This window comes from Lactobacillus sp. M0390, assembly GCF_016102085.1.
In the GTDB taxonomy this organism is placed as follows: domain Bacteria; phylum Bacillota; class Bacilli; order Lactobacillales; family Lactobacillaceae; genus Lactobacillus; species Lactobacillus apis.
In genome coordinates, this window is sequence record NZ_JACFPH010000001.1 from 96,973 (window position 1) to 113,815 (window position 16,843).

The following is a 16,843-nucleotide window of genomic DNA, read 5'->3' on the forward strand; positions in this document are numbered from 1 at the left end:
TTATGAAAATTAGACTTGAAACTTTACAACACCAAATTGATGCTCTTGATGCAATTGAAAAAGCCTTTCCTGGCATTGACAATATGAGTGATGATTCGAATGCTGATTACATATATGCTAATCCTTTGATTAAATACCGTTATGATGATAAAACTAATATCGACATTAAGATGGAGACAGGAACTGGTAAGACATATGTTTATACTAGAATGATGTATGAGCTTCACCAAAAGTATGGTTTATTTAAGTTTGTTATTGCTGTGCCCAGTACTAGTATTAAAGCAGGCACGAAGAGTTTCATTACCAGCGACTATGCGAAACAGCATTTTAGCGAATTTTACGAAAGTACCAGAATGCAATTGAATGTAATTAATGCAGGTGATTTCAAGACGCGGTCAGGTAGACGTGATTTTCCAGCACAACTTTCTGAATTTGTTGAAGCTACCAGACAAAATGCTAATCAAATTGAAGTTCTTTTAATTAATCGGGGGATGCTTCATTCCTACTCAATGAGTCGCGATGACTATGACCAAACATTGCTTGGTGGTGAAACTTCACCTATTAAAGCAATTGCTGCTACTCGACCTGTAATAATTATAGATGAGCCCCAACTTTTTCCACGTGATAAGAAGTTTTACGCCGATATTAAAAGTATGGAGCCTCAATTGATTATTAGATTCGGAGCTACTTTTCCAGAAATCACAAAGGGCCGTGGTAAAAATAAGGTTACCAAAGTAGACTATTACCGTGGTGAACCTCAATATGATCTTAATGCTGTTAATAGTTTTAACCAAGGCCTAGTTAAGGGGATAGACATTGATTATCCAATTCTGTCCAAAGAACAGGCAAATAACTTATATAGGGTTAAAAAAGCTAAAACGAAAGAACTAATTCTATCTAAGGGTAACAAAGAGTATTCTATTAAAATTGGTGAGAATATAGCCGACATTGATTCCAGTTTTGGAAGTAATATTACCTATGCTGGTGGAACTAACTGCGAATTATCAAATGGATTAGCACTTGCGAAGGATATGAAATTGATACCAGGAACTTTTGCAAAAAATTATCAAGATGAAATCATCTCACAGGCACTGGACTGCCACTTTAATGCAGAAGAGAGGAATTTTCTTCGCTTAGATTCGGGTGAGAATGCTCCAAAAATTAAGACATTATCTTTATTCTTCATTGATAGTATTTCGAGCTTTCGTGGTGAGGATGGCAGTAGAGGTTGGTTAGCCCAACATTTTGAGGATATTTTAACCAAGAAGTTGAAAAAGTTAATTGACCGTTATGAATTAGCTATAGAAGACCGCGAAAAGGAGTATCTTTCATTTTTGCAAGCTACCCTGCAAAGTCTTCAATCAGAACATCAAGATGTATATGCAGGATATTTCAGCGAAGACCGTGGTAGCTCTGATGCAGATATTCAGGCCGAAGTAGAGGACATTCTTAGTAATAAGGAAAAATTGCTCAGTTTTAAGGATAAGAATGGTAAATGGTTGACTAGGCGTTTCCTATTTTCAAAATGGACGCTACGTGAGGGATGGGACAATCCGAATGTTTTTACAATTGCTAAATTGAGGACCTCAGGCTCGGAAACTAGTAAAATTCAAGAAGTAGGGCGTGGTCTGCGACTGCCTATTGATGAAAATGGACACCGTCTAAATCAAGATGAATGGCAAAGTCGTCTTTCTTTCTTAATTGGTTATGATGAACATGATTTTGCCCAGAAACTAGTTGGTGAAATTAATGAAGACTCACCAATTAAACTGAACAAAGAAGAGCTTACGGTTGACATGATTAAAGTAATTGTTAAGGCTAAGCAACAGATTGATCCGCAATTTGATGAAGATCAATTGCTTGATGATCTCGATGAACATAACGTGATTACTCGTTCTAACAAGTTTAGAAATGATGTTGAACTTGATGGACAAACTATGTCTGGTTATGATGCTTTGTGTCAACTTTATCCAGAACTTGAACAGCAAACTAAGGTTGCTAATGACAAAGTTCGAGACAAAAATTCTAAGGATGATACTACTGTTAAATTAAGGAAGCAAAATTGGCAACAATTGAAAAATTTATGGTTGCAGTTGTCTAAACGCCAAATGATTAAATTTGATTTATCAGTTAATCAGGATGCTGAAACAGTTGCACGTAATGTCTTTAATGATAGTGACAATAAAGTTTTCGTTTTGCAGCGTCCTGAAATGGTTCATCAAGAGGTTGATACTACTAGTGGTGATGCTGTTGTAAAAGAAACACAAGCAGACTATAGTGCTGAATATTTGACCATGAACTATGGCAAATTTCTCAAAAGTCTGGCTAAACAAACTGACTTGCCGGTTAACTTGCTGAATAATCTGATGATAAAGGCAATTAAGCGGCTGAAAAATAATACTAATTATATTAACGAAAAGACTCTTTGTAATTTGATTCGTACTTTTAATAATCAATTTAACGAGCGAATTAAGACTTCATATAGCTACGAACCATTAGAGTTTTCAGAATCAACTTCGATTTATAATGCTAAAAAACATGAATTTGTAGATTCTGTACCAGCAAGTGCATTAGGTATTTATCAATTTAACTCGACTTCTGATGAGAAGTATTTATATGATCGTCCACCGCTACGCTATGACAGTGCCGACCCAGAGCTGAAAATTTTGAAGCGATCGTATGGCCCTAAGATTAGTGTTTTTGGGAAGCTTCCCAAGAGGGCTATTAAAATTCCAAGATTTGATAATGGCACAACCACGCCAGATTTTATTTTTAAAATTGAGCGTGGTAGCAAACCGATTTATTTGGTGATTGAAACTAAAGCCGAAAATATGCGTCTTGACGACGAACAAATTCGTATTATTCAACAGAAATATTTTGATCGGTTGAGAGAAACAGGTGTTTACTATCAAATGGCGACTAGTGAGCAAGAAGTACATGACTTGATTAACAAGTTGGAAAATGGAGAATTGGATTAGGATGACATCATTAATTAAACTAGCTAAAGAAGGGAAACTAGAAAAAACAGCCGCTAAGCCTAAATTACCAATTAAGGTTGATGGCGTTAGCTCTGAAACATTAGATGTATACAAGATTCCGCTTGAATACCTTTATTACAATGATAAAAATGGGCGAATTGCGACCGGTATTTCTCAGTATCAGGATGAGTTACATCCAGTCAATGATCAAGAAGATCCACAATATAATAGTTCTGTTGCTGAACTGATTAAACAAGATAATCCATCAGCATTGAAACGAACGGAAAAGTCCATTCAAGAGTCCGGTCAACAGGTTTATGGTTATGTACTAGACGATGGGCGAATTGTTGATGGTAACCGTCGTTTTACTGCACTACGTAATATTCGGAAATCTACTGGCAGGACAGTGTATTTTGAGGCTGTTGTTTTGCCGTTCTCATATGACAACATTACTGAGCGAGCTAAGATTAAAAAATTAGAATTAGCCATTCAGATGGGGGTTGAAGAGCGACAAGATTATGACCCGGTTGATCTTGCTGTGGATATTTACCAAACCACTAGTGGTAATGATCCGATTATGACTCAGGCCGACTACGCAGCAGACGCTCATATGCGTGCTACTGAGGTGAAAAAATATTATGATGGTGCTGTATATATGAAGAAGTTTCTGGAGTTTATTGGGGCCCCAGAGAATAATTTCAACATCATTAAGGAAAGTAAAGTGTGGTCGCTTTTCTATGAAATGGGTAAATCGTTATCTAAGAATTTTGGCGATGATCCGGAATCTCAAGTTCGCAAAAATGAAACAATGAATTCATATTTTGGAGTAATACTTTATCAGATTCACGTTGGAGTTAGCGGCATTACTGCTAGGACTCATATTCGTGAATACGGTAAGAACATCGTTAATAGTGTTAACAATGAAGATTTTAATGATGATGTTGCGGATGTGGTGGATGATCTTTCAGAGTCTCTTCAAGACGATGAAATTCGTACGACTTTTGATTTGATGCAAAGTTTGACGGATGAAAACGAAACGGTTGAATCCTTTGGTGATACATTTGACACTTATATGAGGAATGCTAGGAATAGTGAATCCGTGGATAAATTTATTCGTAATATTAAACAAAATGTTAAATACTATCGTGACCTAAATGATGACGGCGGTTTGATTGGAAGCTTGCGATATAACGAAGTTAGTGAAGACCAATTAAAAGAGTTGCAAAAATATATGCGGGACTTAAATCAATTTAGTAAGGAGTTGTTCAGTAAGTATGGGGATGAAATTAGATAGCCCAATCATTATCAAGAATGATGCTGGACAGTTTCAATTATTAGATGATGATTATCATACACTAGAAACTAAGGTAGCACAGAAGGGTTTAGCAATCTTTGCTCCTTATTTTGAAAACCCTGAGCAGCGCACTTTTAAAGAAGATTTAACCTATGTTCAATTATTAGAGTTAATTAAAAAACTTAACAGACGCTTGCAGCGCAAAGGATTACCCGAAGTTAAAACTAGTAATGAATTTAATCAGTTCGTGCAGCAACGTCAGTATTACATCAAAGAACAAAGTCAGGCTGGTTTAACAATCAAGAATGGCGATTTACGTTGGGAGGAAGATTTTGATGATTTTAAGGCTATTGTCAGTCAAGAAATAACTCGACCACTAAAATCGGAACAGGAGAAGGCCAGCTTTTTTCTGACTGTCATGAAGAGAGCAGCAAATTTCTCAGTGCCAGGTGCTGGAAAAACTGCTATGATGTATGGTGCTTTTTCATATTTATCTAGTAACCAAGTTAATGAAGTGAATAAGCTTTTAGTAGTTTCACCTTTGAATGCTTTTGCTGCCTGGCGAACAGAATTTGAACAGATCTTTGGAGCTAAGCGGAAATTACATTATCTCAATATGCGGGATAAGAAGTACAACAATAATCCTGGAGCAATTAAGCGTGATTGGGTAGAAGCTAATGTCATTACGATCAACTATGAGTATTTACAAAGCAAACTCAATATTATTAATGAATTACTGGACTCTAAGACGATGCTAGTTTTCGACGAAGTTCATCGAGTTAAGAGTGTTGGTGGTCAACGAGCTAGGGCAGCACTTAGCCTCAGCCAGTCACCGCATTATCGATATGTTTTAACCGGAACGCCAATTCCAAATGGCTTCAGGGACATTTATAATTTCTTGCACTTGATGTATCCAGATGAATATTCCTCATTCTTTGCTTGGGACTTAACAACCTTAAACAACATTGATCCAGAAGATGTGAATAAGAAATTATCGCCATTTTTCTGGCGTACCAACAAGCAGGATCTTCATGTCCCGAAACCAGATCCAGACATTATTAAAGAAGTAGCCCCTTCAAGAAATCAGGAACTACTGGCACAGGCTATTTATGAAAATGAAAACGGAACTCTGGCAACGTTTATTAGGTTGCTGCAGGCTTCCACAAATCCGGAATTGCTGGCAACCAATATCAACTACAAAGAATTAGGATTGATTGATGCCGATTCTGGTGTCTGGGACAAGCAGTCCGCAACTATTAAAACAGAAAACATCAGTAGTGGTGAGGCGTATAAAAAATATAACTTAGCCCAGATAGAAGCTCCTAAGTTTGAGATGGGGATTGACCTGATTGACAAATTAGTTGGCAAGGGTAAAAAAGTCCTGGTCTGGGGGATGTTTGTCGGAACCATGCAAAAGATAGCCGATACTCTCAAAGGTATGGGAATTGAAACCACCTTGGTTTATGGTGCTACTCCGAAACAAGATCGTGAAGAAATGATTAATAATTTTCGTACTGGAGATGCTCAGGTACTGGTATCAAATCCTAATACCTTGGGAGAATCGATTTCTCTGCACCAAACTGTGCACGATGCAGTTTACTTTGAGTACAACTTCAATCTAACTTTCATGTTGCAATCAAGGGACCGGATTAATCGTTTGGGCCTTCCTGCGGATCAATACACTCGCTACTACTATCTTATGACTAAGGGTGATGTTGCTCACATGAGCTTTATTGACAGTACGGTGTACAAGAAGCTGAAGGACAAAGAAAAGGTCATGCTCGATGCCATTGATGGTCAATTGCTTGTCCCTGAATATACTGACGATTATCTGCAAGAAGTTAAGGATATTGTGATGGGTAGGTATAAATAAAGGAGATTCTGAACATGGAAACTATTGTTCCATCTGTTAATACAACTAAGGAAGAATTACAAGAACGAGTAGATTATATGGCTAATAAAGCTTTACAACTTGAGCAACTAGCTAAAACAGATGAACATGAAGCAATGAGGCAATTTATCATTTTAAAAAAATTTGCAAATAAGGAGTATCATGTGTTAACTTTGCAAAAGAATTAAGCAGCAGTTAATAGCAATGTATATTTATCCAATTATCGGGGATTCTTTACACATTTACATTTTACAGCTGGCAAAACACCTCTTAGATTGCTGCAATGGAATCTCGATGAATTCTATCAAGCAAATATGGGATTTAGATTTTGATTTTCCACAAACGCCCTAATTCCTATTTGTAAACTTAGTTGGTCCTGCAAACAGACAAAACAGAAGTGCTATTACTTATCAGCAAGGCCCCATCAAAATCAAGCATTTTAGGCTAAAATAAACGGATATGCTGCTTTTAGCTAGACAATAAAAATCACCATGACTAGCAGTTAATCAACAATGTATAATTGACCGACTAAGTTCGTGGCATGTGGAAGCTGTGACAGTGCTGAAATGACGTTAGAATAAGAAATCTTTGATTTTAAGCACTTTTATAAGCAAAGACGATTAAATCCGAAATAAAGAGATTTAATGTGTTGATGTTTATAGACCTAGTAAGTGGGAAAACAACAAACAAAAATCAAATATTAAAGTAAAAGTAGCTATTGGCATACTTTATAAAAACGCTTTTTTAAAAAGCGTTTTTTTGTACCAAAATTAAGTTAATAAAAACAACGAGAAGAATATATAGATGAACTTTCAAGAGCTGCCTACTATGACAACACTACTAGTATTGTTAATTTATTGTTAATTCTGCTGCAAGAAGTAGTAAATTGGAATTTTTAATAATAATATACATAGTACTGAACCAGATGATTATATCTATGATTGTTGCTTAAATATTAAAAAAATAAAGTAGTTTCCGAGATATGATAAGAAATCAGTAGAAATTACAATTGGCAAAAGGAGAGAATAAAATGGGCTTTTATGTAATGATTTTTTCAATGTTAATAGGTATTTTTTTAATAGCTTTAGGAATTATTCGTAGAAAGAGAAACTCTTGGTATAAAATTTTGATTGCAGTAGGAGTGTTATTAGTTCTTTTTGCGATTTATTTAGGATTTCCTAAATAATGAACTTTAAGTAATATAAAGATAACTGCTATATAAAATATATAGTATTCCGTATTCTATCTTTTAAATACTTCTATGAAAGACAGTAGTTTGCGCTACTGTCTTTTTTTCTATACTCATCTTTCAAGTTTCCTAAAATCTGTGAAGTAGTAATTAACATGATGGAAGATAAAAAAGATACAGATAGATAACGCAATTTTTAATAAGGTAAGCTGAGTTAAAATTATACTTTAGTTCCTATTATTTGTATCTAGAAGGTATTTAGCTATAAAATTCAGTCAGATGAAATTCAATTATAAGATTGGAGACAATTCATGAAAGACTGAGGCTATCAAAATGGATAAATGGCATGAAAAATGGGCCTACAACAAATATTGGGTGATGGCGCGATCGCAGCAATGTTATGAGCAGATTAGACTACTAGCTAAAGATAATGAGTGGTCAGCTCAAAAGAATGCTGAATTCGAACGTTTATTAGAAAAGGCTGCAGGTCAAACACCAACAGTTAAAACATTAACTAATGCATATCAACATGTTTGGGGCTACTTTAAGAAGATTGCGACAATCTCAGAAAAGCAAACCTATTTACAGTTATTGCAAGAATTATCGCTCCAAAATGATGATTTAGGTCCATTTTTAAAACATCTAACTGAAAAATATCAGGTTTCTTATTTATTAAACTCACGTTTAATTCAGGAGTGCAAAGAAAAATTATGAGATTATGGCATCAAGATTTAATTTGGCGGTTGCCTAGACAACAGTTATTAGGACAACATCGTGAAATTGCAGCTTTACGAGGCCGAGGATGGGGCAAAAATCATGCCATTGTTAATTATGTTTTCCAATATTCGCCGTATAAGCTGTACCAGTTTCATCTACTAGTATTAGCTGAAATGCAACGACGCCATTACCATCCTGATCTTAATTGGTTTGATCCATACTATCGCGGGCAATATTGCCCTAGGTATGAAACATTACCAGCTATTCCATGGACTGATCCAATTTATCCAGAGCATGATGATACTTATTTACAAATCTGTTTGGATAATTTGCACCAAAAAGGAATTAACTTGTATTAAACCCAGCTTAATTAAAGATAGAAAAAATCACTTAAGACATTAAAGAAATCATGATAACTTTTGTCTAAATCACTTTAAAAAAGGTTGAGCATTGTAATATAATGCTCAACCTTTTTTATTTTGTAATCAAATTACTTTTCTTTGATTTTTTGGTTAATGCTTTTAACGTCTTTTACAGCCTTATGGTAAGTGCAATACCAGGTAGTAATATAGATCAGGATAAAAATTAAAGTGAATTTTGATAAGTTAATTAAATTTAATGGAACCCAGCCAGCTAAGAGGGCCAAAGGAACAAAGCCAAGGTAGTAGGTAAAGAAGTTAACTATCGTCTTTTTTAGTAATGACCATTGGCTAATACTAAAAATAAAACTGCCAAATCCGAATAGCGTTCCAGTTACCGCCCATAGAATGACTGAGACGGTAAAAGCATCAAGCGAATTGCTAAATTTTGACGTAAAAGAAGGGTCTGATGGAACGTAACTAGAGCTTCGTGATAGGTAATTACAAATAATCGAAATTGCTAAGCCTATGAAGATGCCTTCAGTAGCAAACATGTATAAATGATAGATAAATCTTTTAACGCCTTTCATATTCCTAACCTCTCTTTCAAGTTTTTAATATTTCTGCGAGAAATTTGTACGCGATGATTGTTGGTTAAAACAACATCAATTAATCCGTTATCGAGTATTTCAAGGTGATCGATATGCTGATAATTAAATACAGCACTGCGTGATGCTTCAATGAAGTAACTGGGCAAATCAGTTTTTAGATTTGATAAGCGGTCATTATAAGATAACTGCTGCTTTTCAGTGAAAACTGAAATATCACGGTTGGCTACTTCCAAAGCATAAATGTCTTGATACTTAACTGGAATAATCTGTGACTGGTAATGACACCAGATTTCATCATCACTTTGTGCTAATTTCTGTAAAAAATCATTGATCTCGGGTGTGATTTTTCTGAGCCACAACTCACCGTGCTCTTCTTTTAAGTTGGGATCAACGTGACAATTAATTTTCATGTTTAAGCTCCTTTCTGCTACCCAGTATAATAGATAAATTTTGTTTTTATTTAGTAATACCTCAAATGGTTGGAAAAGCGTCAATAATGGTTGGAAAAGCGGGAATATTGGATTTTGACTTTAGAATTAAAAGATAGTTTGAGCATATGAATATACTAAAGTATAATTTAAAATGAGTTTAGTTTTAACTATTTATGTTAAGCAAAGAAGTTGGGACTACTTATAGATGACACGGGAAATTAAACGTTGTGATTGGGCAACAAAGAATAAAATAGAGCAGGAATATCATGACACAGAATGGGGAATTCCTGTACATGACGATAAACAGTTGTTTAAAATGCTAGTCTTGGAAGGAAAACAAGCAGGACTGAGTTGGACAACAATTTTAGCTAAAAAAGAAACTCTCTGCAAAGCATTTGATGACTTTGATCCTGCAGTTTTAGTTACTTATGACGATAAGAAGAAGGCAGAGCTTTTACAAAATGATGGAATTATCAAGAATAAGCTAAAAATTAACGCTGCTATTAGCAACGCCCATGCATATTACGATGTTTGTGAGCAATATGGTTCTTTGGACAATTACCTTTGGTCATTTGTTGATAATAAACCTATTATTAATTCTTGGAAGAGTACCGAAGAAGTGCCAGTAAGTACACCATTATCAGATAAATTGAGTAAAGATTTAAAGAAACAGGGTTTTAAGTTTGTTGGATCAACAACAGTTTACGCATTTATGCAATCTGTTGGGATGGTGAATGACCATCTTGATACATGCTCTTTTAAAAACAAATAGTTAATGCTACTAAGTTAGAAGTAAAAAATACTGTTCTAACAGTAAAACGGTATATTTAGTAAAGGGAAAGCAGGTGCATTCAACTGAATAACGAAAATTTACAAAGTCCAGCTATCTTTGAAACCAAATACGATGTAAAAATGCTAAGGAACTTGAAGCAAAAATTCATGAAGAATATGAAACCAATGATGAAACTGAAAAAATTCTGACTGAGTATCCAACTGTCTGTATAATCATTCTGCCTTGTCTAAGAAGGACACGTATGCAGTTTATGTAGGTGAAACAAACGATATCCAGCGGAGAACAATTGAGCATTTAGGAGAAGATCCTAAAGTTCGAGAAGATTTTGCTGACTTTAAGCAATCATCAAATGCCGAAATATATGTAATTGGTCATAAACATTTTAATAAATCGATGACATTAGATATAGAGAATAGGCTTATGCAGTATCTAAGTAGTGTTCCTGCAGTGTCAAAATTAAATAACCGCTGGTTTAATGATCAAAATAAATATTACGATTCTGAAGAATTTGACGGCTTATTTAATCAAATTTGGATATCATTACACGAAAAAAACGCTAAACTTTTTCCAGATGCTGAAAAATTAAAGACGAAAGCTATTTTCAAGGCTTCACCGTTTAACAAACTTACTGATGAGCAATTGAAGGTCAAGACTAAAGTAATTACTAAAATTGATCAAGCACTCCAAACAGTAAATAGGGATGCTAAAAAAGCTAAACTAGTTTTACTTGAGGGTGAAGCAGGTTCAGGCAAAACAGTACTAGTAAGCAATATATTTTATGATTTAGTTCATGAAAATCGCTTATCAAAAAAGGAGAATTTGAAAGTTTCAGTTCTTGTTAATCAAAATGAGCAGCTTAAAGTATATGAAGAGATTACAGCAAAGCTTTTTCCAAAGGATTCTAAGATTAGAATTATGAAGCCAGCTACATTCATTAAAAATACTTCTACTAAAAAAGTAAAGATGATATTGTCATCATTGATGAGGCACATTTACTGTTAACTCAAAATAGTCAATCTTACAATGGATATGGACAAAAAATGATTGATGACATTTTGGAGCGAGCTCGTGTAGTTTTGGCAGTTTTTGACCCGAATCAAGTGTTATCTATTGACTCTATAATTGATAATGATTACCTAGAAAAAATTGTTAATCAAACACATGGCGAAGTTGTTAGTCTAGAAAAGCAGATGAGGATTGATGCAAGTGACAAAACTATTAACTGGATTCGGACTTTGATTGATGATGACAAAATTTTGCCAATTCCAAAGGATCCAAAATATAGAATAAAAATATTTGATGATCCGAAAGAAATGCAAGACGAAATTACTGATATAAATAAAACTCAATATAATGGCATAAGTAGAATGGTTGCAACGTTTGACTGGAAATATTCAGGCGGAAAAGAAAAGCCCTCATCTGAACAAAAGTATTGGAAGGTGTCAGACGGGGACTGGGAAATGCCTTGGAATTATGAAATAAAAAGACGTGATCAGTATGAAAAGAAGCATCATAACCACTCTGTAAAATATAGTGATTTACCCTGGGCAGAAAAAGATTATACGATTAGAGAAATCGGTTCTTTATACACTGTTCAGGGTTTTGACCTAAATTACGTTGGTGTTGTTTTAGGACCATCAGTAAAATACAGAGATGGAAAAATAATTCATGATTTTAATGAAAGTAAAAATAAGAAGGCAACTAACAAATTACATTCAAAGACAAGTTATGCTGATAAGTTACTAAAAAATGAATTCAATGTATTACTAACTCGAGGTGTGCATGGCTTATATATTTATGCTGTTGATAAAGACTTGAGAGCGGCTTTAAAAAAAGCGGAAGATAGAAATTAGTGTTAATAAAGCATCAGGCTATAGTTAGTCTGGTGCTTTTCTTTTCAAGAGCCTAGTCAATTTTACTTATTTAGGTAATTATGCTAATCTAAATTTAATCAAATCCTTATAAATGAACAAAATTTTTAAGAGTAAATTCAATATAATAGAAAGAAGATAGTGAGGCTATTTTAGCTACTAATAAACAAAAATGAAAATTAATAATACAATTAAATACTATCTCTACACTACATTTACTAATCTAAGGTTTTCCAGAATCATTAGCATTTTGTTTGTAGTACAAGTATTAAAACTAAGTTTGGTTCAGTTTGCGCTACTAGAATCAATTTTTATGTTTGCACAATTTTTTTCTGAGATACCAAGCGGAGTTTTAGGTGATCTGTTTAAAAACAAAACTGTTGTTTTGACTGGGTTAGCCGTTTTAATTACAACACCACTATTAACGGTTATGGCAATGTTTTGCCCGAAAAATATTATTTTCCCTTTACTTGCTGTTTCCTTTGCACTGGAAGGGGTGGGAAATGCATTATTGAGTGGTGCAGATGAGGCCTTTTTTTACGAAGGTATTCGCGAAGATGGGGATGAACAGCTCTATGGTAAAATACGAGGAAATAGGCAGTTAATCGGTTCAATTGTTTTAGGCGTTGCAACTGCAGTAGGAGGCTATCTTTTTACTCAAAACGATAAATTTCCATACTTGTTTCAATCACTTTTTCTCCTAGGTGCAGTGGCCGTTATTGCTTTAACTAAAGAGTCAAAAAAATTTGAAAACGTAAATCATGAGCACGAGACTTACACTGATATGCTAAAAAGTATTTTATCAGTTTTTAGGGATATGATTCATTCTTCAAACATTCTGTTTCTCTTTGTAATTATGATTATAGTAACTGCGGTCGAAAATGCGATATTTATGCTATTGCCCAATTATATTTCTAAATTAGGTTTTGATGCTTCTGCTAACGGAAGCGTCTTTATGATCTATAGTTTTGCTGGTGGGTTAGTAGCAGCTCAATCTTACCGATTGGTAAAAATGAAGTTTTCATCTTTAACGGTTTTAATAATTGCTGTTTTACTAGCCGCAACAGGACTAGAAATTCAAGGCTCGAAGTATTTGTTTTTACTAGGTGCTGGTTTATTATATATTGTTTTAGACATCCTCGATCCAGTAGTAATGCAAATGTTAAATTTATGGGTGTCAGATAAATCCAGGGCTACTTTTATTTCTGGACTGTCATTCTCTACTAGTTTAGCTACAATGATTATCAATCCGGTTATTGGTGCAGTAATTCAAAAATACGGCACAATAAATATGCTCATTGCCGTCTCGTTGATAACGGTTATGATGATTGCAATCGCATATTTATTAATAATACGGACAAGTAAAAATCAAAATGAAAAATAATAGATTTTTGAGGTCTTCTAAATGAACAAAAAAGAAACTTTGCAATATCTTGATCAATTGGGAATCGAATATGAGATAGTTGAGCACCAAGCCGTTTTTAATATGGCAGAAATGGAAGAAATTTCTCTTCCGCATCCTGAGGCAGACGCTAAGAACTTATTCGTGCGAGATGATAAAAAGCGTAATTATTACCTGCTGACCGTAAAGGGTGATAAGCGAGTAAACTTAGCTGAATTTCGCAAGCAAAATGATACCAGAAGACTTAGCTTTGCCTCACCAGCTGACTTAAAAGAAAAAATTGATCTGACTCCAGGTTCAGTTACACCCTTAGGTTTGTTAAATGATCAAAAGCATGAAGTATTATTTTATTTGGATAAGTACTTTGCAGATCAGCCTAGAATTGCCGTTCATCCTAATGACAACACTGCAACGATTTGGTTAAATCCCCAGGACTTGCTTGCAGTGATTAAAAAGCAAGGCAATCCAATTAAAGTGGTGGAAATGTAATAAATTTATATTAAACAGTATTTTGACTAAATAAGCCAACTAATTTTAATTACTGAACTATTGACACATGCCAATTTAGATGCTAAATTAAAATATAATTAAATATTTCATCTTGAGAAGCAGAGTAATTTTCTTGGTATCGTGAAAGAGAGCTAGCAGGTGGTGAAAGCTGGTCGATAGCAGTTAATGAACATGAGCTTTAATTGATGACTAACGGTGATAGTTAGCCGTTAGCGGCGCTGCAGCCGTTATAAATGCAAGCTATTGATTGATAGCTAGTGAGTTTTATTACGTGAGTAATAAAAAAATTAAAGGTGGTAACGCGAAGCACTCGTCCTTATATTAGGGATGAGTGCTTTTTTATTTGGTTTGGAGGATTTCAAATGTCACAAACAGCTTATATCAATGCCAATATTTATACTGGCGAAGATGATCAAATTCATGCAAACAACTACTTAGTAGTTGATGATGAAAGTGGAAAAATTACCAAAATTGGTTCAGGTGAAATACCTCAAGTGGATAAAACTGTTGATTTAGCAGGAAAATTTGTTATTCCTGGTTTAATCAACTGCCATACTCATGTCGTGATGGATCCTCAAACGGCTGATGGCGGGACAGATAACAATGAAGTAGCTGCAGTAGTTCAAGCTTTAAGTAATTTGCATGACTTATTAAAATCAGGTGTAACGTACATTCGCGAATGTGGAAGCAGTTATGATGTTGATATTTATTTAAGCAAGCTAATTGAGCAGGGTAAAGTCACTAAAGCACCAGAGATTTTACCTTCTGGTCGACCATATTCAATGACTGGTGGTCATGGCGATATGCCTAATTTTGGACATTTAGTAGATTCACCTGATGAAATGCGCAAAGCAGTCAGACAAGGAATCAAAAGAGGCGCTAAAACAATCAAGGTAATGGCAACTGGCGGTGTCATGACTGAAAATGACTTCATGGATGACCCACAGTTGAGTGAAGAAGAAATTCATGTTGCTGTAGAAGAAGCTCACCACAAAGGCTTGACGGTTGCTGCACATGCTGAAGGTAATCCAGGGATCATGAATGCCATTAAGGCAGGTGTTGATAGTATTGAGCATGGTTTTTATGTTAACGATGAAGAAATCAAGGTAATGCTTGAAAAGGGGACATATTTGACACCAACAATTGTTGGTGCTTGGGCTTTTATTGAATATGCGCCAGGTAAAATTCCTGATTGGGAAATGAACAAAATAGCAGCTGCATGGAAAGACTTGCGTGGTAACATTACTAATGCTAAAAATGCAGGCGTTCCAATTACTTTGGGTACAGATGCAGGAACGCCATTTAACGACTTTACAATGACGCCTGAAGAATTGCCACTTTTGGTTGAGCAAGGCTTTACTAACCATGAAGCATTACAAACGAGCTATAATTCTGCTAAATTAATGAAAATTGATGATGAATATGGTTCACTAGCTGAAGGCAAATATGCAGACTTCCTTGTTTTGGATGAAAATCCTTTAGAAAAGATTGAAGCAGTTGTTCAAAAAGATAAGGCGGTTTACAAAAAGGGTCGTCGAGAGTATTAATTTGCTTTCACCCAGATAAGTGCAAACCTTGAAGGAGATTACGATAATTAGTAATCTCTTTTTGCTTTTAGCGAAAAAAGAGTTCAAAGGTTTTTTAGGTTATTTTGTCCATAAAAGTAAATCCAGATTTGTTCAAATAAATCTTTAATTTTTTACTAATCTTAGATAGAATAGTAGATATCACAATTTATCCAAAAAGGGAGGATTATTTAATGAAGGCCTTACTATACAGTATGACCCCTGAACAAAAGGTTTACGTTGACCAGTGGAATAAAGAACATCCTGACGATGATCTGCAAACTACTTATGATGATTTAGATGCAAAGACAGTTGAACAAGCTGAAGGTTTTGACGTTGTCAGTGTCTTGCAAGTTTTTGATCTTGATGAGGAAGAAGTTTATCGCAAATTAGCTTCGTATGGCATAAAACATATTGCATTACGCTCAGTTGGCTATAATATCGTTAACTTTGATTATGCACATAAATATAATTTACTTATTACTAACACTCCTGCATATTCGCCACGAGCAGTTGCTGAAAACACCTTAACTTCTGCAATGTACTTGTTACGCAAGTGGGGTCCAATCTTGAAAAATGAACGGGAAGATTTGAATTTTGTGCGTGAAGCCAACTTGATGAGTGACGAAATTTATAATCAAACCGTTGGTATCATTGGTGTGGGACGAATCGGGAGCGCCACAGCCGAAGTTTTTCATGCATTAGGTGCACGAGTTATTGGTTACGACATTGTTGAAAATCCTGCCAATGAAGCTTTTCTCGAGTACACGGACTTTGAAACGGTTATTAGAGAATCCGATATTTTATCTTTGCACACGCCACTTACACCTGATTTAGAGGGTATGATAAGCGCTAAGGAATTTAAGGAAATGAAAAACACAGCGGTATTAATTAACGCTGCACGTGGACCTTTAGTTGATAATAAAGATTTAATTGCTGCTCTGAAGAATAATGAAATCGCTGGCGCATCGCTTGACGTTATGACTGGCGAAGAAGCAATTGTTATGAAGAAATTCAATGACATTTCAGAATTGCCAGAAGACTATCAAGAATTGGTCAAAATGCCAAATGTTGTTTTCACACCGCATTCTGCATACTACACTAAGACTTCGGTTAAAAATATGGTTAACCAGAGTATGACCGATGCTAAACGTGTTTTAAGTGGTGAGAAGCCAGTATATCCAGTTGATGAATAGATGAAATCAAAAAAGACTAACTTTTGTTAGTCTTTT

Annotated in this window: 16 protein-coding genes and 1 other annotated feature; of the genes, 14 read left to right on the forward strand and 2 right to left on the reverse strand. The window is 34.9% G+C overall.

The genetic code is table 11. The features are described from left to right. Positions 1-2 precede the first annotated feature (2 nt). The 7 genes from H3R25_RS00465 (at position 3) to H3R25_RS00495 (ending at position 8,428) form a co-directional block, all read left to right on the forward strand. On the forward strand, positions 3-2,978 hold the full coding sequence (locus tag H3R25_RS00465) for a type III restriction-modification system endonuclease (RefSeq protein ID WP_198193784.1): 2,976 nt from the start codon (positions 3-5) through the stop codon (positions 2,976-2,978). 1 nt (position 2,979) lies between these two features. Further along, positions 2,980-4,272, forward strand: coding sequence for a hypothetical protein (locus tag H3R25_RS00470; RefSeq protein WP_198193786.1), 1,293 nt, complete (start codon positions 2,980-2,982; stop codon positions 4,270-4,272). Next, positions 4,253-6,145 (forward strand): DEAD/DEAH box helicase, encoded by a 1,893-nt coding sequence (locus tag H3R25_RS00475; protein ID WP_198193787.1) that lies wholly within the window; start codon positions 4,253-4,255, stop codon positions 6,143-6,145. The genes H3R25_RS00470 and H3R25_RS00475 overlap by 20 nt, the downstream gene beginning before the upstream one ends. A 14-nt stretch (positions 6,146-6,159) precedes the next feature. After that, a complete protein-coding gene (locus H3R25_RS09010) occupies positions 6,160-6,351 on the forward strand; it encodes a hypothetical protein (RefSeq protein WP_232354520.1) in 192 nt (63 codons plus the stop codon). Between the two features lie 821 nt (positions 6,352-7,172). Continuing rightward, on the forward strand, positions 7,173-7,349 hold the full coding sequence (locus H3R25_RS00485; protein WP_187158148.1) for a hypothetical protein: 177 nt from the start codon (positions 7,173-7,175) through the stop codon (positions 7,347-7,349). Positions 7,350-7,685: 336 nt separating this feature from the next. Then, positions 7,686-8,066: a DUF1722 domain-containing protein gene (locus H3R25_RS00490; RefSeq protein WP_198193789.1), complete on the forward strand. Its 381-nt coding sequence runs from the start codon at positions 7,686-7,688 to the stop codon at positions 8,064-8,066. Beyond that, a complete protein-coding gene (locus H3R25_RS00495; RefSeq protein WP_198193791.1) occupies positions 8,063-8,428 on the forward strand; it encodes a TIGR02328 family protein in 366 nt (121 codons plus the stop codon). Before H3R25_RS00490 ends, H3R25_RS00495 begins: the two co-directional genes overlap by 4 nt. 131 nt (positions 8,429-8,559) lie before the next feature. Here H3R25_RS00495 and H3R25_RS00500 read toward each other — a convergent pair whose 3' ends face one another. Together H3R25_RS00500 and H3R25_RS00505 are read right to left on the reverse strand one after the other, a co-directional pair. Further along, positions 8,560-9,018 (reverse strand): DUF3021 domain-containing protein, encoded by a 459-nt coding sequence (locus tag H3R25_RS00500; RefSeq protein WP_198193793.1) that lies wholly within the window; start codon positions 9,016-9,018, stop codon positions 8,560-8,562. Further along, complete coding sequence (locus tag H3R25_RS00505; protein ID WP_198193794.1) at positions 9,015-9,449, reverse strand: LytTR family DNA-binding domain-containing protein; 435 nt, start codon at positions 9,447-9,449, stop codon at positions 9,015-9,017. Before H3R25_RS00505 ends, H3R25_RS00500 begins: the two co-directional genes overlap by 4 nt. 226 nt (positions 9,450-9,675) lie before the next feature. On the opposite strand from H3R25_RS00505, the gene H3R25_RS00510 reads away from it, so the two are divergent. From H3R25_RS00510 to H3R25_RS00535, 7 genes are all read left to right on the forward strand, one after another. Further along, a complete protein-coding gene (locus H3R25_RS00510; RefSeq protein ID WP_198193797.1) occupies positions 9,676-10,242 on the forward strand; it encodes a DNA-3-methyladenine glycosylase I in 567 nt (188 codons plus the stop codon). A 243-nt stretch (positions 10,243-10,485) separates the two neighbouring features. Further along, complete coding sequence (locus H3R25_RS09070) at positions 10,486-11,265, forward strand: DUF2075 domain-containing protein (protein WP_255527075.1); 780 nt, start codon at positions 10,486-10,488, stop codon at positions 11,263-11,265. Beyond that, positions 11,259-12,116 (forward strand): DNA/RNA helicase domain-containing protein, encoded by an 858-nt coding sequence (locus H3R25_RS09075; protein WP_255527081.1) that lies wholly within the window; start codon positions 11,259-11,261, stop codon positions 12,114-12,116. Before H3R25_RS09070 ends, H3R25_RS09075 begins: the two co-directional genes overlap by 7 nt. A gap of 190 nt (positions 12,117-12,306) precedes the next feature. After that, positions 12,307-13,518, forward strand: coding sequence for an MFS transporter (locus H3R25_RS00520; protein WP_198193799.1), 1,212 nt, complete (start codon positions 12,307-12,309; stop codon positions 13,516-13,518). A 21-nt stretch (positions 13,519-13,539) separates the two neighbouring features. After that, positions 13,540-14,025, forward strand: a complete 486-nt coding sequence (locus H3R25_RS00525; protein WP_198193801.1) for a prolyl-tRNA synthetase associated domain-containing protein — start codon at positions 13,540-13,542, stop codon at positions 14,023-14,025. Between the two features lie 102 nt (positions 14,026-14,127). Next, positions 14,128-14,367: a binding site (T-box leader), on the forward strand. Positions 14,368-14,408: 41 nt separating this feature from the next. Continuing rightward, positions 14,409-15,593: an amidohydrolase family protein gene (locus H3R25_RS00530; protein WP_198193803.1), complete on the forward strand. Its 1,185-nt coding sequence runs from the start codon at positions 14,409-14,411 to the stop codon at positions 15,591-15,593. 212 nt (positions 15,594-15,805) lie between these two features. Beyond that, positions 15,806-16,807: a D-2-hydroxyacid dehydrogenase gene (locus tag H3R25_RS00535; RefSeq protein ID WP_198193805.1), complete on the forward strand. Its 1,002-nt coding sequence runs from the start codon at positions 15,806-15,808 to the stop codon at positions 16,805-16,807. Positions 16,808-16,843: the final 36 nt, after the last annotated feature.